This window comes from Streptomyces sp. NPDC102462 (genome assembly GCF_044765425.1).
GTDB lineage: Bacteria > Actinomycetota > Actinomycetes > Streptomycetales > Streptomycetaceae > Streptomyces.
Genome location: NZ_JBIWKB010000033.1, coordinates 1 through 19,259, shown reverse-complemented (window position 1 = coordinate 19,259; position 19,259 = coordinate 1). Strand labels below are relative to the sequence as shown.

Here is a 19,259-nt window from a genome sequence, read left to right as displayed (position 1 = left end):
CGCCGTGGTCAGGCTGTGGCTGGGTCTGGGGTTGGCGGGGTGAGGTGCTGGGCCAGCCAGGTGGGTACGCCGCCGAGGAGGCGGAACAGGCGGCGGGCCTCCTCGCGCAGGCGGGACGCGTCCGGCTCGGGCTCGGTCTCGGCGAGCGAGGCCAGGGCCGGCGCCGTACCGACCAGATAGCCCAGCTCCTCCCGGATGCGCAGGGACTCGGCGAAGCCATGGCGCGCCTCGGCCACCTCGCCGTCCCGCAGGGCGAGCCCCGCGAGGTGCCGCCAGGTGAAGGACAGGAGCAGCGGGTCCGCGTGCGCGGCGGCGCTCGCGTGGGCGCGGCGGTACGCGGCCCGGGCCGCCTGCGGGGAGCGGGCCAGGTTCTCGGCCAGCAGCCCCCGGCGGAAGTCCAGCAGCGCCCGGCCGGGCGCCCCGGGCGGGATCAGCGCCGCCGCACGCCCCAGCGCGGCCCGCGCCTCGTCCGCCCGGTCCCGCACCCCGTGCAGCGTGGCCGCGTAGGCGAGCTGGCCGCGCTCGCAGGCCGCCGCGCCGCGCTCCTCGTCGCTCTGGGCCACCGCCTCCGCCGTACGCAGCGCGTCCTCGGCCTCGGCCCAGCCACGCTCGGTGTACAGACAGCGCTCGACCAGCAGCCCGGCCCGCTGGAGCGCGGCCGGCGCGGTGTCCGGCCGGAGCAGGGCCGCCGCGTCGGCCCAGCAGGCCCGCGAGCGCAATCGCCATACCGCGGTCTGGAGCGGATCGTCACCGGCGGTCGTTCCGTTACCAGACATGGCGGAATGCGCCACGTTGCCCTCCCCGAGCGCGCCGTCGAGCTGTTGAGTGGTGGCGGCATTCCAGCACCCTTTGCGGGGCCGGGCCAAGAGGCTGGGTGAAGGATTTCACAAAGTCGTGGGACAGGGCGTCACCCGGAGTCCACCCGGCGCACGCCCGCGTGACCTCAGCTCATGCGCAACGCCAGGAAGAAATCGAGCTTGTCCTCCAGCCGCGAGAGGTCCCGTCCCGTCAACTGCTCGATCCGGCCCACCCGGTACCGCAGCGTGTTGACGTGCAGGTGGAGCCGGGCGGCGCAGCGGGTCCAGGAGCCGTCGCAGTCCAGGAACGCCTCCAGCGTCGGGATCAGCTCGGCCCGGTGCCGGCGGTCGTAGTCGCGCAGCGGGTCCAGGAGCCGTGCGGTGAAGGCCCGCCGGACGTCGTCCGGCACGAACGGCAGCAGCAGCACGTGCGAGGCCAGCTCCTGGTGGCCCGCCGCGCACACCCGCCCGGGGCGTGCCGCGGCCACCCGGCGGGCGTGCCGGGCCTCCTCCAGCGCCCCGTGCAGCCCCTCCGCCGAGTGCACCGCCGCGCTGACGCCGAGGGTGACCCGGCCGTCGTCGTTCAGACCGGCCGTCAGCGGTTCGCGTACGGACGCGAGGAGCGCGTCGGCGAGCACCCCGGTCTCCGAGCCGTCGTGCTCGGCGGAGACGGCCGGGAGCGGGACCAGCGCGACCGCCTCGTCGCCGGTGTGCGCGACGGCGATGCGGTCGGCGGGCTCGGGCCCGGTGGCGAGCGGGTCGACCAGGATCTCCTCCAGCAGCGACTGGGCGACGGGACCGCCGCCCGCCGGGTGCCCGCCGGCGCCCTCGGCCCGCGGGTCCGCGGGCTTGCCCGGCCCGTCCTCCCACTCGACCCGGGCCACCACCACCTGCCAGTGCGGGGCCGCGCCGAGCCCGGGCAGCAGGACCGGCGCGGCCACCCGCAGCCGCGCGGCGATCTCGGCGGGCGCCGCACCGGCCTGCACCAGCTCAAGCACCTCCTGTGCGAGCCGGCGCCGCACCGTGCGCGCCGCGTCCCGCCGGTCCCGTTCCACCGCGATCAGCTGGGTGACGCCCCGGAGCAGGTCGAGCCGTTCCTCGGGCCAGTCACCGGCGTCGGCCTCGACGGCGAGCAGCCAGTCCGAAAGCGCCGTCTCGCGCATGTCCCGGGCGGCCTGCGCGGTCTGCGGGGAGCGGCCGGCGGAGCGGACCGGGAAGAGGGAGTACGTCGCGTTGCCGAGGACGATCCGGTGCGGCACGCGGCGGCCGGTGCGGACGGCCGCCAGATGCTCGGCGGCCAGCCGGGCGCCCGCACCGGCCGGCAGGTCCGCCCCGGCGGCCTTGGGTCCCGCGATGAGCCGGCCGGTGGGGGAGAGCACCCAGGCCCGCAGGTCCAGGTCGGTGCCGAGCAGGTCGAGAACCACGTCCGGGCCGCCGCCCGCCGGACCCGCGGTCATCATCCGCCGGTGCCGGTCCACGACGGCCGCGAGGTCACCGGCGCGCTCGCCGGACACCTGACGCACGACGTGCTCGGTGATCGTCGCGAACGCCACCGACTCGTGCACGGCGAACAGCGGCAGCCGGTGCCGCGCGCAGGCCAGCACCAGATCGTCCGGGACGGCGCCCAGCTCGGCCTCGCCGGCGGCCAGCGCGGCGACCCCGGCCCGCACCAGGATCCGTACGAACCGCTCGGAGTCGGTGGTGTCCCGGCGCCAGGCCAGCCCCGTCAGCACCAGTTCACCGCCCGACAGATAGCGGCTGGGGTCGCGCAGGTCGGTGGTCATCACGCCCCGCACGGTCCGGTCCAGCTCGTCCGTGCCGCCGAGCAGCCGCAGGCCCAGCGCATCGGTGTCCAGCAGTGCGCGCAGCCGCATGTCGTCCCGCCGTTCTGTGTCTCGAAACCAACGATGGATCTTGGTGGGGAGTCGGGGAAGGAACCCGGGGGACCGGTGCGCGAACCGCTCTGCGCGGCGGCCGGCCGTGTCCCGTGTTTCCTCGGGGAAACGGAGTGGTTACCGATGACCCTTCGTTCATACGAATCTACAAGAAGTGCGTCCTGGCCAGCCAACTCCTTCATGGTTTCGGTGACTGACCCGCTCGGAGCACGGGGCTGTGTACTGACACCACTCCGCGTGAACAGCACATGAACGAGCCGGGCCCATGCACACGGATGGGCTCGATCCGTACGCCCCACACGACGAAGAAGAGAGCCGTTCATGGACTTCCTTCGCCCCGCCACCTGGGACGAGGCGCTGGCCGCGAAGGCGGAGCACCCCACCGCCGTGCCGATCGCGGGTGGCACCGATGTGATGGTCGAGATCAACTTCGACCACCGGCGGCCCGAGTACCTGCTCGACCTCAACCGGATCACAGACCTCTACGAGTGGGAGGTCGGCGCGGACACCGTGCGGCTGGGCGCCTCGGTCCCGTACGCCGGGATCATGGAGCATCTGCGCGCCGAACTGCCCGGCCTCGCGCTCGCCTCGCACACCGTCGCCTCCCCGCAGATCCGCAACCGCGCCGGCGTCGGCGGCAACCTGGGCACCGCGTCCCCGGCCGGCGACGCCCACCCCGCGCTGCTCGCCGCGGGCGCCGAGGTGGAGGCCGAGTCCGTGCGCGGCACCCGGCTGATCCCGATCGACGACTTCTACACCGGTGTGAAGCGCAACGCGCTCGCCCCGGACGAGCTGATCCGCGCGGTGCGGATCAAGAAGGCCGACGGGCCGCAGCAGTACTCCAAGGTCGGCACCCGCAACGCCATGGTGATCGCCGTCTGCGCCTTCGGGCTCGCGCTGCACCCGCGGACCCGGACCGTCCGCACCGGCATCGGCTCGGCCGCGCCCACCCCGGTCCGGGCGAAGGCCGCCGAGGACTTCCTGAACGCGGCCCTCGACGAGGGCGGCTTCTGGGACAGCAAAGAGGTCGTCACCCCGTCGGTCGCCAGGCGGTTCGCGGACCTGTGCGCCGCCGCCTGCAACCCGATCGACGACGTCCGGGGCACCGCGAGCTACCGCCGCCACGCGGTCGCCGTGATGGCCCGCCGGACGCTCACCTGGGCCTGGGAGTCGTACCGCGGCAGCCGCCGCACCACCGAGGGAGCTGCGTGATGCGCGTCAACTTCACCGTGAACGGACGGCCCCAGCAGGCCGACGACGTCTGGGAGGGCGAGTCCCTGCTGTACGTGCTGAGGGAACGCCTCGGCCTGCCCGGCTCCAAGAACGCCTGCGAGCAGGGCGAGTGCGGCTCGTGCACGGTCCGCCTCGACGGGGTGCCGGTGTGCTCGTGCCTGGTCGCCGCCGGACAGGCCGAGGGCCGTGAGGTGGTCACCGTCGAGGGCCTGGCGGACCACGCCCGGCAGCGGTCGCGCGCGGCGTCCGGCGGCACACCGCTCGACGAGGCCGGGCGCCGGCCGGCCGCGGGCGCCGGCTCACACGCCGGCTCGCACGCCGGCGAGTGCGACGGGCTCTCCCCGGTGCAGCAGGCGTTCATCGACGCGGGCGCCGTCCAGTGCGGCTTCTGCACCCCCGGTCTGCTGGTCGCCGCCGACGAGATGCTGGAGCGCAACCCCCGTCCGACCGACGCGGACATCCGGGAGGCGCTGTCGGGCAACCTGTGCCGCTGCACCGGCTACGAGAAGATCATGGACGCGGTCCGGCTCGCCGCCGCCCGGCAGTCCGAGGGGGCATGAGCATGCCCGACGGCGCCCCCAGCAAGATCACGCAGGGCACCCGGACCAAGGGCGGCATCGGCGAGTCCACGCTCCGTCCCGACGGCGTCCTCAAGGTCACCGGAGAGTTCGCCTACTCGTCCGACATGTGGCACGAGGACATGCTCTGGGGCCAGATCCTGCGCTCCCCCCTCGCACACGCCGAGATCGTGTCCATCGACACCGGCGAGGCCCTGGCCACCCCCGGCGTGTACGCCGTACTGACGTACGACGACCTGCCGGCCGACGTGAAGCACTACGGCCTGGAGATCCGGGACACCCCCGTCCTCGCCCACGGCAAGGTGCGCCACCACGGCGAGCCCGTCGCGATCGTCGCCGCCGACCACCCGGAGACCGCGCGCCGCGCCGCCGCCAGGATCAGGGTCGACTACCGGGAGCTGCCCGTCATCAGCGACGAGTCCTCCGCGACCGCACCGGACGCGCTCCTCGTCCACGAGGACCGCACCGACCCGCACGCCGCACACGTCCCGCACCCGAACATCGTGCACCGGCAGCCGATCGTCCGCGGTGACGCGGCGCGGGCCGCCGAGGAGGCCGATGTGATCGTCTCGGGGGACTACTGCTTCGGCATGCAGGACCAGGCGTTCCTCGGCCCCGAGTCGGGCCTCGCCGTGCCCGAGGAGGACGGCGGCGTCCACCTCTACGTGGCGACCCAGTGGCTCCACTCCGACCTGCGCCAGATCGCGCCCGTGCTCGGTCTGCCCGAGGACCGGGTCCGGATGACGCTGTCCGGCGTCGGCGGCGCGTTCGGCGGCCGCGAGGACCTGTCGATGCAGATCCACGCCTGCCTGCTGGCGCTGCGCACCGGCAAACCGGTCAAGATCGTCTACAATCGTTTCGAGTCCTTCTTCGGGCACGTCCACCGCCACCCGGCCCGGCTGCACTACGAGCACGGCGCCACGAAGGACGGCAGGCTCACCCATGTGAAGTGCCGGATCGTGCTCGACGGCGGCGCCTACGCCTCCGCCTCCCCGGCCGTCGTCGGCAACGCCGCCTCCCTCGGCGTCGGCCCGTACGCCGTCGACGCCGTCGACATCGAGGCCGTCGCGCTGTACACCAACAACCCGCCGTGCGGTGCGATGCGCGGCTTCGGCGCGGTCCAGGCGTGCTTCGCGTACGAGGCGCAGATGGACAAGGTCGCCGCCCGGCTCGGCATGGACCCGGTGGAGTTCCGCCGGCTGAACGCGATGGAACAGGGCGCCCTCATGCCGACCGGGCAGCGGGTCGACTCGCCCGCGCCGGTCGCCGAACTGCTGCGCAGGGTCAAGGCGATGCCGATGCCGCCGGAGCGCCAGTGGGAGAGCAGCGAGGGCGTCGACGTACGGCAGCTGCCCGGCGGTCTGTCCAACACGACCCACGGAGAAGGCGTCGTCCGCGGCGTCGGCTACGCGGTCGGCATCAAGAACGTCGGCTTCTCCGAGGGCTTCGACGACTACTCGACCGCCAAGGTACGGGTGGAGGTCGCCGGCGGCCGGCCGGTGGCCACCGTGCACACGGCGATGGCGGAGGTAGGCCAGGGCGGCGTCACCGTCCACGCGCAGATCGCCCGCACCGAACTGGGCGTCGCCCAGGTGACCATCCACCCCGCCGACACCCAGGTGGGCAGCGCCGGTTCGACCTCGGCATCCCGGCAGACGTACGTCACCGGCGGCGCCGTCAAGAACGCCTGCGAGCTGGTGCGCGAGCGGGTCCTGGAGCTGGGGCGCCGCAGGTTCGGCGCGTACCACCCCGCCTGGGCGACGGCCGAACTGCTGCTGGAGGGCGGCAAGGTCGTCACCGACGGCGGCGAGGTGCTGGCCGACCTGGCGGACGTCCTGGAGGACGAGGCCGTGGAGGTGGAGGCGGAGTGGCGGCACCGGCCCACCGAGCCCTTCGACCTGCGCACCGGCCAGGGCAACGGCCATGTGCAGTACTCCTTCGCCGCGCACCGCGCCGTCGTCGAGGTCGACACCGAACTGGGCCTGGTCAAGGTCGTCGAGCTGGCCTGCGCCCAGGACGTCGGCAAGGCGCTCAACCCGCTGTCGGTCCTCGGCCAGATCCAGGGCGGCACCACGCAGGGCCTCGGCATCGCCGTGATGGAGGAGATCATCGTCGACCCGGCGACGGCGCAGGTCAGGAACCCGTCCTTCACGGACTACCTCATCCCCACCATCCTCGACACCCCGACCATCCCCGTCGACGTGCTCGAACTCGCCGACGAGCACGCGCCGTACGGGCTGCGCGGGGTCGGCGAGGCGCCCACCCTGTCCTCGACCCCGGCCGTCCTCGCGGCGATCAGGAACGCGACGGGGCTGGAGCTGAACCGGACGCCGGTCCGGCCGGAGCACCTGGCTCTGCCGGTTTGCGGGAGTTCTCGGCTGGGTCGGCCTTGATTGGCTCGCGTCGGCTGCGGTTTTCGGCTGCGGGTTTGTTGTGGCTGGTCGCTCCCCCAAGTTCTCGGCTTCGCTCGAACAGGGGGGACCCCCATCGCGGCGGAGCCGCATATCGATACCGCCCCGCGCCCCTTCGGGGCGCTCTCAGCCGATGTTGTGAGGTGACCGAGGCATGTTGGAGATCGCCGGGGAGTTGGACCGGTGGGTCGGGCGGGGGCGGGATGTCGCCGTGGCCACCGTGGTCGCGGTCGGTGGCAGTGCGCCGCGGCTGCCCGGCGCCGCCCTCGCGGTGGACGCCGACGGCACCGCGATCGGCTCGGTCTCCGGCGGCTGCGTGGAGGGCGCCGTCTACGAGTTGTGCCGGCAGGCGCTCCAGGACGGCGAAAGTGTCCTCGAACGCTTCGGTTACAGCGATACTGACGCCTTCGCCGCCGGCCTGACCTGCGGTGGCGTCATCGACGTCCTGGTCACACCGGTGCGCGCGGCCGATCCCGTCCGCCCGGTGGCCGCCGCCGCGCTGGCCGCCGCAGCGCGCGGGGAGGCGGCGGCGCTCGCGCGGATCGTCGCGGGCCCGGCCGGGCCGGACGTGCGGGCGCTGCTCGTGCACGCCGACGGCAGCTTCGAGGGGGGTTTCGGCGGCCACCCGGAACTGGACCGCACCGTCGCCGCCGAGGCCCGTGCCTTCCTGGACGCCGGCCGCACCGGCACCCTGGAGATCGGCGAGCGGGGCTCCCGCTGCGGGGCGCCGCTCACCGTCCTGGTCGAGTCGTCCGTGCCACCGCCCCGGATGATCGTCTTCGGCGCGATCGACTTCGCGTCGGCGCTGGTGCGGATCGGCAAGTTCCTCGGCTACCGAGTGACGGTGTGCGACGCCCGTGCCGTCTTCGCGACCCGGGCCCGGTTCCCCGAGGCCGACGAGATCGTCGTGGACTGGCCGCACCGGTATCTGGAGCGGACCGGCGTCGACGGCCGGACCGTGCTGTGCGTCCTCACCCACGACGCCAGGTTCGACGTACCGCTGCTCCGGTCGGCGCTGCGCCTGCCGGTCGCGTACATCGGCGCGATGGGCTCCCGCCGCACCCACCTGGACCGCAACGAGCGGCTGCGCGAGGCCGGCGTCACCGAACTCGAACTGGCCCGGCTGCGTTCCCCGATCGGCCTCGACCTCGCTGCCCGCACGCCCGAGGAGACGGCCCTGTCGATCGCGGCGGAGATCGTGGCGGACCGCCGCGGCGGCACCGGCGTCTCGCTCACCGGCGCGGCCACCCCGATCCACCGCGACCCCGTCGCACCCCAGCCCCGCACGCGCCCGTACAGCGCCGCAGGTCGGGGAACGGGGCCGCTCAGCCCTTCCTGAGCAGGGAGCCGACCGCTCGTCCGAAGACCGCTCGGCAGGCCCGGACCAGCAGGGGGTCGAAGAGCGGCGGGAGTCCGCGGACGCGCAGTTCCTCCCGCCACAGGACCCGGGTGCCCGAGCCGGGGCCAGGACGGACCTCCAGTTCCGCCCAGCCGAGGACCACCCTGCCCCGCTTCGTCAGGCGGACGAGCCCGGGCTCGCCGCCGGCCGGCGGGCGCCACACCGTGACCTCCATCGGGTCGTCGAAGGCGAACGGTCCGATGCCCGTGCGGGCCACGACGCGCGTGCCCAGCCGGGTCGGCGGATCGGTGGCCACGGTGACCCGGGTCAGCGGCACCGCGTCGCCGTGCCGGGGCCACCTCGTGAGCCGGCGCCACGCCTCGTCGAGGGGAAGCGGTGCCGTGCGTTGGAGGAGGAAGTCGACCACGGGACGATGGTAGGGAACCACCCGGCGGTAACAGCGGGTGCGGCGGGCCGTTCGGCTCTCCGTCACCGGCATGGTGCGCGAAGCGGATGTGAACACACGGTGGATAGCTCTCGGTGGGTCGTCGTATCACCATGGGAGGCAGGGAGAGCCACCTCCGGAGAGGACCGACCATGCGGTTCCAGGACCGAAGCCAGGCCGGACGGGAACTCGCCGGGCGGCTGTGCGCCCTGCGCGAGCGGGGCGGCCTGCCGGACCCCGTGGTGCTCGCCCTGCCCCGCGGCGGCGTCACGGTGGCCGCGGAGATCGCGCGGGCCCTCGGCGCCCCGCTCGACGTGCTGCTCGTCCGCAAGATCGGCGCCCCGCACCACGAGGAGTTCGGCATCGGCGCGATCGCCGGCGACGATCCGCCCCTCTACGACGAGCACACCCTGGACCGGCTCGGCCTGAGCGCGGAACGCCTCGGCCCCGCCGTGGCCCGGGAACGGACGGAACTGCACCGTCGTGAGCGGCGCTACCGCGAGGGCCGCCCGCCGCCCGGGCTGGCCGGCCGCACGGTGATCGTCGTCGACGACGGGCTGGTCACCGGCTCCACGGCGCGTGCCGCGCTGCGTCATGTCCGCCGCCAGGCGCCCGCGCGTCTCGTCCTCGCCGTCCCCGTCGGCGCGCCCGAATCGCTCGACGCGCTGCGCACCGAGGCGGACGACATCGTGTGCCTGTACGCGCCGTACTCCTTCAGCTCCGTCGGCCAGTGGTACGACGAGTTCGGACAGCTCAGCGACGACGACGTGATCGACGCGCTGCACACGAGGTGACGCGCAGCGCACGGGAGCCGAGGAGGGCCACGGTGCCCCGGATGCCGGCGCAGGAGGCGCGACGGCGGTTCACCGCCGCGCGGGTGGCACGGCTCGCGACGGTCGACGAGGCGGGCCGGCCCCATCTGGTGCCGGTCGTGTTCGCGGTGCGGGCCGGACCGGACGGTGCGGGCGGGTCCGGCGGCGACGGCATCGTCATGGCCGTGGACGACAAGCCGAAGACCACGACCCGGCTGAAACGGCTGCGCAACATCGCCGCACGGCCCGCGGTGTGCCTGCTGGTGGACGCGTACGGCGAGGACTGGGGCCGGCTGTGGTGGGTCCGGGCCGACGGCGAGGCCCGCGTCCTGCCGTCGGACGCCGCCGACACCGCCGACACCGCGGACGCCGCGGACGCCGCCGTGCGGGCCGAGCGCCGGGCCGCGCTCGGCCGGCTGTGCGACAAGTACCCGCAGTACCGCGACCACCCGCCGACCGGACCGGTGGTGGCCGTCACCGTCCTGCGCTGGACCGGCTGGCGGGCGGACCCCACGGCCTGAACACCGCGCCCACCCCGCGTCGGGGCGCTGCCCGTGCGTCCGGTTCTCCCCGCCTTCCACGGCCCTCCCGACGGTCCCGTACCGGAGCCCACGCCCTCGCGCCACGCCGACCGATCGCGACGGTCCTCGGCGGCCGGGAGACGGCCGGCCCCGGGCCCGTCCGCGGCGCCGACCGGCGAGCGACCACGGCAGGACGCCCGACGTCCGGGGGCACCCGACCGTTTCCGCATCGCGCTCGACTGACCTGCCGTCACCGGCATGGGTGGCCCCGAGGCGCGTTGACGCGGCGGTGGCCTGCGCATCGGTTGCGTCACTTGGGGGACACCGTCCCGCATCGTGCTCGAAGAGTCCTCCCATGGCAGCCGTTGAACCCCTGCCGTGGTCCGTGTCGCAGCCCTGGCGCCGACTCCGGCCCTTCGCCTGCCTGTTGGTCCTGTGTCGTGTGGCAGGGGACGGTCCGGGCGGGGGCCCGTGGGCGGGGCCGCGTGAACGGACGCCCGTTGCCGCGGACAAGACTTGTACCGCTCGTTTTCTTGAATCGTTCGTCTTTGGGGCGGTAGGTTGACCGCCATGACCGCAGCCCAGCCCCCGACCGCCGCCGACGAGCTGCGCGGTGCCGGTCTGCGCGTGACGGCCGCCCGCGTCGCACTGCTCGACACCGTCCGGCACGGCGACCACCTCGGCGTCGACGCCATCGCCTCCGGGGTCCGCGAGCGCGTCGGCCACATCTCGGTCCAGGCCGTCTACGAGGGGCTGCACGCCCTGACCGCGGCCGGACTCATACGCCGTATCGAACCGGCGGGCAGCCCCGCCCGGTTCGAGGGCCGCGTCGGCGACAACCACCACCACCTCATCTGCCGGTCGTGCGGTGCCGTCGCCGACGTCGACTGCGCGACCGGCGACGCCCCCTGTCTGACCGCCTCCGACGACCACGGCTACGCCATCGACGAGGCCGAGGTCATCTACTGGGGCCTGTGCCCCGGTTGTTCCACCGCCCGCAGTTCCTGAGCACAAGATCCGCCCAGTCCGGAAGGATTTCCATGTCCGAGAACCATGAGGCAATCGTCACCGACCCGAAGACGGAGGAGACGGGCGGCTGCCCGGTCGCTCACGGTCGCGCCCCGCACCCGACGCAGGGCGGCGGCAACCGCCAGTGGTGGCCGGAGCGGCTGAACCTGAAGATCCTTGCGAAGAACCCCGCCGTGGCCAACCCGCTCGGCGAGGACTTCGACTACGCCGCGGCCTTCGCGTCCCTCGACCTCCCGGCCGTCAAGCGGGACATCGAGGACGTGCTGACGACCTCTCAGGACTGGTGGCCCGCCGACTTCGGCCACTACGGCCCGTTCATCATCCGCATGGCCTGGCACAGCGCCGGCACCTACCGGATCAGCGACGGCCGCGGCGGCGCCGGCGCCGGCCAGCAGCGCTTCGCGCCGCTCAACAGCTGGCCGGACAACGCCAACCTGGACAAGGCCCGCCGCCTGCTGTGGCCGGTCAAGAAGAAGTACGGCCAGAGCCTGTCCTGGGCCGACCTGCTGGTCCTCGCCGGCAACGTGGCCCTGGAGTCCATGGGCTTCGAGACCTTCGGCTTCGGCGGCGGCCGGGAGGACGTCTGGGAGCCGGAGGAGGACGTCTACTGGGGTCCCGAGACCACCTGGCTCGGCGACCAGCGCTACACCGGCGACCGCGAGCTGGAGAACCCGCTCGGCGCCGTCCAGATGGGCCTCATCTACGTCAACCCGGAGGGCCCCAACGGCAACCCGGACCCGATCGCCGCGGCCCGCGACATCCGTGAGACGTTCCGCCGCATGGCGATGAACGACGAGGAGACCGTCGCCCTGATCGCCGGCGGCCACACCTTCGGCAAGACCCACGGCGCCGGCCCGGCGGACGCCGTCGGCCCCGACCCCGAGGCCGCCTCCCTCGAGGAGCAGGGCCTCGGCTGGAAGAACAGCTACGGCACCGGCAAGGGCGCGGACACCATCACCTCCGGCCTTGAGGTCACCTGGACCAGCACCCCCACCCGGTGGAGCAACGGCTTCTTCGACAACCTGTTCGGCTACGAGTGGGAGCTGACCGAGAGCCCGTCCGGCGCCAAGCAGTGGAAGCCGAAGGACGGCGCGGGCGAGGGCACCGTGCCCGCCGCCCACGACCCCTCGAAGAAGATCGCCCCGGCGATGCTCACCACCGACCTGGCACTGCGCTTCGACCCGGTCTACGAGCCGATCGCCCGCCGCTTCCACGAGAACCCCGCGGAGTTCGCGGACGCCTTCGCCCGGGCCTGGTACAAGCTGACCCACCGTGACCTGGGCCCGAAGTCGCTGTTCCTCGGCCCGGAGGTGCCCGAGGAGACCCTGCTGTGGCAGGACCCGCTGCCGGCCGCCGAGGGCGAGACCATCGACGCCGCGGACATCGCCGCGCTCAAGGCCAAGCTGCTCGACTCGGGCCTGACGGTCTCGCAGCTGGTCTCCACCGCTTGGGCCTCGGCATCGACCTTCCGCGGCAGCGACAAGCGCGGCGGCGCCAACGGCGCCCGTATCCGCCTGCAGCCGCAGAGCGGCTGGGAGGTGAACAACCCGGGCGAGCTGGCGACGGTGCTGCGCACCCTCGAAGGCATCCAGCAGGAGTTCAACTCGGGCGCCAAGAAGGTCTCCCTGGCCGACCTGATCGTGCTCGGCGGCAGCGTCGCCGTGGAGAAGGCCGCCAAGGACGCCGGTCACGACGTGGAGGTCCCCTTCACCCCGGGCCGCGTCGACGCGACGGAGGAGCACACCGACGCGGATTCGTTCGCCGCGCTGGAGCCGACCGCCGACGGGTTCCGCAACTACCTCGGCAAGGGCAACCGGCTGCCGGCCGAGTACCTGCTGATCGACCGGGCGAACCTGCTCACCCTGAGCGCCCCCGAGCTGACGGTCCTCGTCGGCGGTCTGCGCGTCCTGGGCGCGAACCACGACAACTCGAAGCACGGCGTCTTCACCGACACCCCCGGCACCCTCACCAACGACTTCTTCGTCAACCTGCTCGACCTGGGCACGACGTGGAAGGCGACCTCGGAGGACCAGACCACCTTCGAGGGCCGGGACGCCGCCACCGGCGCGGTCAAGTGGACCGGAACCCGCGCCGACCTCGTGTTCGGCTCCAACTCCGAACTGCGCGCGGTCGCCGAGGTCTACGCCGGCGACGACGCGAAGGAGAAGTTCGTGACGGACTTCGTCGCCGCCTGGACGAAGGTCATGGACCTCGACCGGTTCGACCTCGCCTGACCGTTCCGAACGCTCTGACCGTCCCGGCAGTCCTGACAGTCCTGACGGTTCGGACGTTGCGACGGTGAGCACCGGACGTCCGGGCCGGCCCGCGGTGGCCGGCCCGGACGTCCCCCTTTTTTTCATTTTTCCCACGCGTTCCGGGACCGCGGCGTCACAGGGGCTGACGGGCGACCGCCGCCAGGAACGTCCCGTACGCCAGTGACACGGCCGTCAGCGTGCCGCCCAGCAGCAGCGCCCTCGCCCGTGCCGTGCGCCAGGTCCGCACCAGCGCCAGGGCGACCGGGAGGAGGAGCGGGAACGCGGGCAGCAGGAAGCGGGGCTTGGACGCGAACGGCCCCGACACCGCCACCACCATGAGGAGCAGCGTGCCCGCGAACACCACCAGCGGCAGCGGCGCACGCTCCAGGCACAGCAGTCCGAACAGCACGATCCCGGCGGCCACGACCACCAGGGCCAGCGGATAGACGACCCCGCCGCCGTGCAGGAACAGCGCCTTGAGGAAGCGCAGGGCGCCCCGGCCGAAGTCGAGGCGGGAACTCCAGGCGCTCTGCACCCGGAAGTAACCGTGCAGCAGATCCCCGGTCCGCCACCCCACCCACAGCACATAGCCCGCCCAGCCCAGCGGGGCCAGTACGGCACCCACCCACAACCCGGCCGGAACCCGCCCGCGGCACCGCCAGGCCGCATACCCGGCCGCCGCGACGACCGCCACGGCCGCGGCGATGCCGTGCGGCCGGGACAGCCCGGCAAGGGCCGCGAGCACACCCGCCGTCAGCCAGCGCTCCCTGAGCACGGCGTACAGGCACCAGGCCGCGAGCGCGGCGAACAGCGGCTCGGTGTAGGCGAGGGTGAGGACGACCGAGTGCGGCAGCGAAGCCCACAGCGCCACCAGAGCGGTGGCGACGGCACGCCCGTACAGACGGTGGCCGATGGCGTAGAGCCCGCAGGCGGCCGCCACCGCCGCGCACCACGCGATCAGCAGACCGGCACCGCCCGGCGAGAGGGGCAGCACGGCCGTGACCGCCCGGACGAGGGTCGGATACAGCGGGAAGAACGCCCAGTCGGTCTGCACATCGCCCGTCGGAGTGATCCAGATCAGATGTCCGTAGCCGTGCGTGGCGATGTGCAGGTACCAGTTGGAGTCCCAGGAGTGGGCGAGGTTCTTCGTGACCGGCCGGCCGTACAGCCGGCTCGTCACGACGACCGCGACAACACCGGCGGCACGGACGGCCACGAACAGGGCGAGGGCCGGGAGCAGGCCGGCCGGGGCCGGGTGCCGGGTCCGGCGGGCCGCGGGACGCCGCACCGGCGGGTACGGGACGGCGGGTTCGGGAAGCGGTGCGGAAGGCGTGCTCACTCTCCGACCTTGAACACGCCCCGCACCGCACGCAATCCGGACTCCGCCCTTCTTACCCGCCGTATACGTCCCTGGAGGGAGACCCGCCGACAGGAGCGCCGTCGGTAAGAGGGGCCCCTGAAGACGGCCGGGACGTCAGCGGGTGCGGGGCTGGTTGAAGCGGAGCATGTTGCCGGCCGGATCGCGGAAGGCGCAGTCCCGGACGCCGTAGGGCTGGTCGATCGGCTCCTGGAGGACCTCGCCGCCGGCGGCCCGGATCCGTTCGAAGGTGGCGTCGACGTCGTCGGTGGAGAAGATCACCCCGCGCAGCAGGCCCTTGGCCAGCAGTTCCGCCATGGCCTGCCGGTCGGCCGGCGAGGCGTTGGGATCGGCGAGCGGCGGTTCGAGGACGATCTCCACGTCCGGCTGCGCGGGCGACCCGACGGTCACCCAGCGCATCCCCTCGAAGGCGACGTCGTTGCGCACCTCCAGACCGAGGACGTCACGGTAGAAGGCGAGCGCCTTGTCATGGTCGTCGACTGCGATGAAGCACGTGGAAAGCTTGATGTTCATGCCACCGACGCTACGAGGCGTCGGCCGAATCCGCTTCTTCGATCCTGACCGGTTGCCCGCTCGGGCCCGGCCGGCCGTTTCTGACCGGGCGTGTGAAGATCTTGGCCATGCACGCCGGGATCGCGGCGCCCGCGTCATGAGCGCGGGCCCGGTATGCGCTCGGGCTCTCCCCGACCAACTCGGTGAAGCGCGAGCTGAACGACCCCAGGGACGTACAGCCCACCTCGAAGCAGACCTCCGTCACGCTCAGGTCGCCCCGCCGCAGCAGCGCCTTGGCACGCTCGATACGGCGGGTCATCAGATAGCTGTACGGCGTCTCGCCGAACGCGGCGCGGAAGCTGCGGGAGAAGTGTCCGGGCGACATGAGGGCGACGGCCGCCAGCGCGGGCACGTCCAGCGGCCGGGCGTAGTCGCGATCCATCACGTCCCGCGCGCGCCGCAGCCTCACCAGGTCCTCAAGCATCACGTCCCCAGCTTCCCACGCCCCACCGACAACCCGCACCGGCCGCATCCACGGGGCCCGGCGGCATCGGTCCGGCCGGGTGGCGGGCGGTTGCCGGTTCGAGTGGCTGGGGGCCGGGGATCGAGGTGCGGGGCGGGCGGTCCGGCGGCGCGTCCTGTAGTCGGCGGTGCCGGGTTTCTCGGTGTCGGGGTGCGGGGACCGGGCGGCTTCCAGGGCTTTGCCGCCTCCGGAGCGGTCGGGCGGCAGGTGCTCGCCGATCCGAGCGGCCGGACACCCGGTCGGGACGCGGGGTGAGCAGGCCGAAGGCGCCCCCGCGGCCGGCGGTGCCGGGTTTCTCGGTGCCGGGGCGCGGGGGCCGGGGCCGCCATGGCTCTGCGGCCGCGGCCGTGGGGGCCCCGGCGTCTCCGGCCCGGTCAGGCGTGCCTTCGTTCCTGGTGTGACGCGTCACCGGAGCGGTCGGGCGTGTCTTGGTCCGGGGTGTGACGCTGTGGCGGAGTGGTCGGGTGTGGCGGGGGGTGGAAGAAAAAAGGGGGTGGTCATGTGGGCGGGGGAGCGGGCTATCCTCTGACCGCAGCCAGGCGGCCTTGCGCCGTGCCCCGGGACCGCGGCGTCCCGGTGCCGGTCCCCTCTCCGCCGAGGTCGGACCTGGCTCGGCCACGCCCACCCGCACACCGCGCCGGTCGGCGCCCGGACGGCGTCGGACGGTCGTCGCGCGGCCCCGGCCCGACACCCCGGTCCGCCGGATTCACCGGCGGACCGCCGCCGCGCCCGCGCCGGCCACGCCGACGCGGACCGCGAAGGCGGTCCAGGCGGCCCGCCCACGACAGGGAGAGACGATGACCAACGCCCCCAGCACGGACACCCAGGCGGCAGCGGACATGCCGGCGCACGCCGCCGACAGCCACGATCTGATCCGTGTGCACGGCGCGCGCGAGAACAACCTCAAGGACGTCAGCGTCGAGATCCCGAAGCGCCGGCTGACGGTGTTCACCGGTGTGTCCGGCTCGGGCAAGAGCTCCCTGGTGTTCGCCACGATCGCCGCCGAGTCGCAGCGGATGATCAACGAGACGTACAGCGCGTTCGTGCAGGGCTTCATGCCCACCCTCGCCCGTCCCGACGTCGACGTGCTCGACGGGCTGACCACCGCGATCATCGTCGACCAGCAGCGCATGGGGGCCGACCCGCGCTCCACCGTCGGCACCGCCACCGACGCCAACGCGATGCTGCGCATCCTCTTCAGCCGCCTCGGCGAGCCGCACATCGGCCCGCCCGGCGCGTACGCCTTCAACGTGCCCTCGGTCCAGGCGAGCGGTGCGATCACCGTTCAGCGCGGCGCCAAGAAGGCGGAGAAGGCGACCTTCAGCCGCACCGGCGGCATGTGCCCGCGCTGCGAGGGCCGGGGCCGCGTCTCCGACATCGACCTGACCCAGCTCTACGACGACAGCAAGTCGCTGAGCGAGGGCGCGCTGACGATCCCCGGCTACAGCATGGACGGCTGGTACGGCCGCATCTTCACCGGCTGCGGCTTCTTCGACCCGGACAAGCCGATCCGCGCGTACACCAAGAGGGAGCTGAACGACCTCCTCCACAAGGAGCCCACCAAGATCAAGGTGGACGGCATCAACCTGACGTACGAAGGGTTGATCCCGCGGATCCAGAAGTCGATGCTGTCGAAGGACATCGACGCGTTGCAGCCGCACATCCGGGCCTTCGTGGAGCGGGTGGTGACCTTCGCCGTCTGTCCCGAGTGCGACGGCACCCGGCTGAGCGAGGGCGCCCGTTCCTCGAAGATCGAGGGGATCAGCATCGCCGACGCCTGCGCGATGGAGATCCGCGATCTCGCCGAGTGGGTACGCGGCCTCGACGAGCCGTCGGTGGCCCCGCTGCTGGCCAAGCTCCAGCACACGCTGGACTCGTTCGTGGAGATCGGCCTCGGCTACCTCGCGCTGGACCGGCCGTCGGGCACGCTGTCGGGCGGCGAGGCGCAGCGCGTCAAGATGATCCGCCACCTGGGCTCCGCGCTCACGGATGTCACCTACGTCTTCGACGAGCCCACCGCGGGCCTGCACCCGCACGACGTCCAGCGGATGAACGACCTGCTGCTGCGGCTGCGGGACAAGGGCAACACCGTGCTGGTCGTGGAGCACAAGCCGGAGCTGATCGCCATCGCCGACCATGTCGTGGACCTGGGCCCCGGCGCCGGCACGGGGGGTGGCGCCGTCTGCTTCGAAGGCACCGTCGAGGGACTGCGGGCCTCCGACACCGTCACCGGCCGCCATCTCGACGACCGTTCGACCCTGAAGGAGACGGTGCGCAAACCCACGGGCGTGCTGGAGATCCGCGGCGCGTCGGTGAACAACCTGACCGGTGTCGACGTGGACGTCCCGCTCGGTGTGCTCACCGTCGTCACCGGCGTCGCCGGGTCCGGCAAGAGTTCGCTGGTGCACGGTTCGATCCCGGCCGGCGAGGGCGTGATCTCCGTCGACCAGAGTCCGATCCGCGGGTCGCGGCGGAGCAACCCGGCGACGTACACGGGGCTGCTCGAACCGATCCGCAAGGCGTTCGCGAAGGCCAACGGTGTCAAGCCCGCGCTGTTCAGCGCCAACTCCGAGGGCGCCTGCCCCGCCTGCAACGGCGCCGGGGTCATCTTCACCGACCTGGCCATGATGGCCGGCGTCTCCTCGCCCTGCGAGGACTGCGAGGGCAAGCGGTTCCAGCCGTCCGTCCTGGAGTACACGTTCGGCGGCCGTGACATCAGCGAGGTCCTTGCGCTGCCGGTGTCCGAGGCCGAGGAGTTCTTCGGCTCGGGCGAGGCGCGCACCCCGGCCGCGCACCGGATCCTCACCCGGCTCGCCGACGTCGGGCTCGGCTACCTCACCCTCGGGCAGCCGCTCACCACGCTCTCCGGCGGTGAGCGGCAGCGGCTCAAGCTGGCCACGCACATGGCGGACAAGGGCGGCGTCTACGTCCTCGACGAGCCGACCGCCGGCCTGCACCTCGCCGACGTCGAGCAGTTGCTCGGCCTGCTGGACCGGCTCGTCGACTCCGGGAAGTCGGTGATCGTCGTCGAGCACCACCAGGCGGTCATGGCGCACGCCGACTGGATCATCGACCTGGGCCCCGGCGCGGGCCACGACGGCGGCCGCATCGTCTTCGAGGGCACCCCCGCAGACCTGGTCGCCTCCCGCTCCACCCTCACCGCCCAACACCTCGCAACATACGTCGGCCCCTGACCCGACCCGCCTCCGACGGGGTCGTGTGGTCTGGTGCGGGACGCCTCCGGCGGGGCCGCATGGTCTGGGGCGGGTCGCCTCCGGCGGGGGCGTGTGGTCTGGTGCGGGTCGTCTCCGGCGGGGGCGGCGTGGCCTGATGCGGGACGTGTCGGGCGGGGTTCGTGGTCTGGTGCGGGTGGCGTTTGGTGGGGGGCGCGTGGTCTGAGAGGGCTTCTCGAAACCGAATGTGGTGGCTGGGTTTGCGCTGGTCAGGCGTGATGCTGGGGCGGGTGAGGTAGATCCGGTGCGTCCGTGGAGGTGGCGTGCTGGAGGTGTGTGATGGCGTCGGTGCTGGGGCGGCTGGAGGAGCGAGAGCGG

Annotated in this window: 15 protein-coding genes; 9 read left to right on the top strand and 6 right to left on the bottom strand. The window is 73.2% G+C overall.

What is annotated here, in order from left to right; genetic code table 11:
• Positions 1–8: 8 nt before the first annotated feature.
• Positions 9–776, bottom strand: a complete 768-nt coding sequence (locus ACIRFL_RS26135; RefSeq protein ID WP_404032919.1) for a hypothetical protein — start codon at positions 774–776, stop codon at positions 9–11.
• A 167-nt stretch (positions 777–943) separates the two neighbouring features.
• Positions 944–2,671 (bottom strand): PucR family transcriptional regulator, encoded by a 1,728-nt coding sequence (locus ACIRFL_RS26130; protein ID WP_404032916.1) that lies wholly within the window; start codon positions 2,669–2,671, stop codon positions 944–946.
• A 342-nt stretch (positions 2,672–3,013) separates the two neighbouring features.
• Between ACIRFL_RS26130 and ACIRFL_RS26125 the strand changes: the two genes are divergently transcribed.
• From ACIRFL_RS26125 to ACIRFL_RS26110, 4 genes are all read left to right on the top strand, one after another.
• Positions 3,014–3,904 carry an FAD binding domain-containing protein gene (locus ACIRFL_RS26125; RefSeq protein ID WP_404032914.1) on the top strand — a complete coding sequence of 297 codons (891 nt, stop codon included), beginning with the start codon at positions 3,014–3,016 and terminating at the stop codon, positions 3,902–3,904.
• Positions 3,904–4,485, top strand: coding sequence for a (2Fe-2S)-binding protein (locus tag ACIRFL_RS26120; RefSeq protein WP_404032911.1), 582 nt, complete (start codon positions 3,904–3,906; stop codon positions 4,483–4,485). The genes ACIRFL_RS26125 and ACIRFL_RS26120 overlap by 1 nt, the downstream gene beginning before the upstream one ends.
• Positions 4,482–6,896, top strand: a complete 2,415-nt coding sequence (locus tag ACIRFL_RS26115; protein ID WP_404032908.1) for a xanthine dehydrogenase family protein molybdopterin-binding subunit — start codon at positions 4,482–4,484, stop codon at positions 6,894–6,896. Before ACIRFL_RS26120 ends, ACIRFL_RS26115 begins: the two co-directional genes overlap by 4 nt.
• A gap of 172 nt (positions 6,897–7,068) precedes the next feature.
• The gene (locus tag ACIRFL_RS26110; protein ID WP_404032905.1) at positions 7,069–8,253 is read left to right on the top strand and encodes an XdhC family protein; all 1,185 of its coding nucleotides are present in this window, start codon (positions 7,069–7,071) and stop codon (positions 8,251–8,253) included.
• Here ACIRFL_RS26110 and ACIRFL_RS26105 read toward each other — a convergent pair.
• Positions 8,240–8,680 (bottom strand): SRPBCC family protein, encoded by a 441-nt coding sequence (locus ACIRFL_RS26105; RefSeq protein WP_404032902.1) that lies wholly within the window; start codon positions 8,678–8,680, stop codon positions 8,240–8,242. The genes ACIRFL_RS26110 and ACIRFL_RS26105 overlap by 14 nt on opposite strands.
• Before the next feature lie 170 nt (positions 8,681–8,850).
• Between ACIRFL_RS26105 and ACIRFL_RS26100 the strand changes: the two genes are divergently transcribed.
• The 4 genes from ACIRFL_RS26100 (at position 8,851) to katG (ending at position 13,294) form a co-directional block, all read left to right on the top strand.
• Positions 8,851–9,492, top strand: a complete 642-nt coding sequence (locus tag ACIRFL_RS26100) for a phosphoribosyltransferase (protein WP_404032900.1) — start codon at positions 8,851–8,853, stop codon at positions 9,490–9,492.
• Between the two features lie 32 nt (positions 9,493–9,524).
• Complete coding sequence (locus tag ACIRFL_RS26095) at positions 9,525–10,031, top strand: TIGR03668 family PPOX class F420-dependent oxidoreductase (RefSeq protein WP_404032897.1); 507 nt, start codon at positions 9,525–9,527, stop codon at positions 10,029–10,031.
• A gap of 570 nt (positions 10,032–10,601) precedes the next feature.
• Complete coding sequence (locus ACIRFL_RS26090; protein WP_404032895.1) at positions 10,602–11,039, top strand: Fur family transcriptional regulator; 438 nt, start codon at positions 10,602–10,604, stop codon at positions 11,037–11,039.
• 32 nt (positions 11,040–11,071) lie between these two features.
• The gene (gene katG / locus ACIRFL_RS26085) at positions 11,072–13,294 is read left to right on the top strand and encodes a catalase/peroxidase HPI (protein ID WP_404032892.1); all 2,223 of its coding nucleotides are present in this window, start codon (positions 11,072–11,074) and stop codon (positions 13,292–13,294) included.
• 154 nt (positions 13,295–13,448) lie between these two features.
• Here katG and ACIRFL_RS26080 read toward each other — a convergent pair whose 3' ends face one another.
• The 3 genes from ACIRFL_RS26080 to ACIRFL_RS26070 all read right to left on the bottom strand — a co-directional run bounded on the left by ACIRFL_RS26080 (position 13,449) and on the right by ACIRFL_RS26070 (position 15,669).
• Positions 13,449–14,654, bottom strand: coding sequence for a hypothetical protein (locus tag ACIRFL_RS26080; RefSeq protein WP_404032890.1), 1,206 nt, complete (start codon positions 14,652–14,654; stop codon positions 13,449–13,451).
• Positions 14,655–14,789: 135 nt separating this feature from the next.
• Entirely contained in the window at positions 14,790–15,206 is a 417-nt protein-coding gene (locus tag ACIRFL_RS26075) for a VOC family protein (RefSeq protein WP_388706272.1), read from the bottom strand.
• Positions 15,207–15,216: 10 nt separating this feature from the next.
• Positions 15,217–15,669 (bottom strand): helix-turn-helix transcriptional regulator, encoded by a 453-nt coding sequence (locus ACIRFL_RS26070; protein WP_404033107.1) that lies wholly within the window; start codon positions 15,667–15,669, stop codon positions 15,217–15,219.
• Positions 15,670–16,505: 836 nt separating this feature from the next.
• Here ACIRFL_RS26070 and ACIRFL_RS26065 point away from each other — a divergent pair.
• On the top strand, positions 16,506–18,902 hold the full coding sequence (locus ACIRFL_RS26065) for an ATP-binding cassette domain-containing protein (RefSeq protein WP_404032887.1): 2,397 nt from the start codon (positions 16,506–16,508) through the stop codon (positions 18,900–18,902).
• Positions 18,903–19,259 lie beyond the last annotated feature (357 nt).

Coding starts and splice junctions, on each gene's coding strand:
- ACIRFL_RS26135 (WP_404032919.1), bottom strand. CDS start 776: ATGTCTGGTAACGGAACGACCGCCGGTGACGATCCGCTCCAGACCGCG.
- ACIRFL_RS26110 (WP_404032905.1), top strand. CDS start 7,069: ATGTTGGAGATCGCCGGGGAGTTGGACCGGTGGGTCGGGCGGGGGCGG.
- ACIRFL_RS26090 (WP_404032895.1), top strand. CDS start 10,602: ATGACCGCAGCCCAGCCCCCGACCGCCGCCGACGAGCTGCGCGGTGCC.
- katG (WP_404032892.1), top strand. CDS start 11,072: ATGTCCGAGAACCATGAGGCAATCGTCACCGACCCGAAGACGGAGGAG.
- ACIRFL_RS26130 (WP_404032916.1), bottom strand. CDS start 2,671: ATGCGGCTGCGCGCACTGCTGGACACCGATGCGCTGGGCCTGCGGCTG.
- ACIRFL_RS26115 (WP_404032908.1), top strand. CDS start 4,482: ATGAGCATGCCCGACGGCGCCCCCAGCAAGATCACGCAGGGCACCCGG.
- ACIRFL_RS26120 (WP_404032911.1), top strand. CDS start 3,904: ATGCGCGTCAACTTCACCGTGAACGGACGGCCCCAGCAGGCCGACGAC.
- ACIRFL_RS26125 (WP_404032914.1), top strand. CDS start 3,014: ATGGACTTCCTTCGCCCCGCCACCTGGGACGAGGCGCTGGCCGCGAAG.
- ACIRFL_RS26070 (WP_404033107.1), bottom strand. CDS start 15,669: ATGCTTGAGGACCTGGTGAGGCTGCGGCGCGCGCGGGACGTGATGGAT.
- ACIRFL_RS26100 (WP_404032900.1), top strand. CDS start 8,851: ATGCGGTTCCAGGACCGAAGCCAGGCCGGACGGGAACTCGCCGGGCGG.
- ACIRFL_RS26065 (WP_404032887.1), top strand. CDS start 16,506: ATGACCAACGCCCCCAGCACGGACACCCAGGCGGCAGCGGACATGCCG.
- ACIRFL_RS26075 (WP_388706272.1), bottom strand. CDS start 15,206: ATGAACATCAAGCTTTCCACGTGCTTCATCGCAGTCGACGACCATGAC.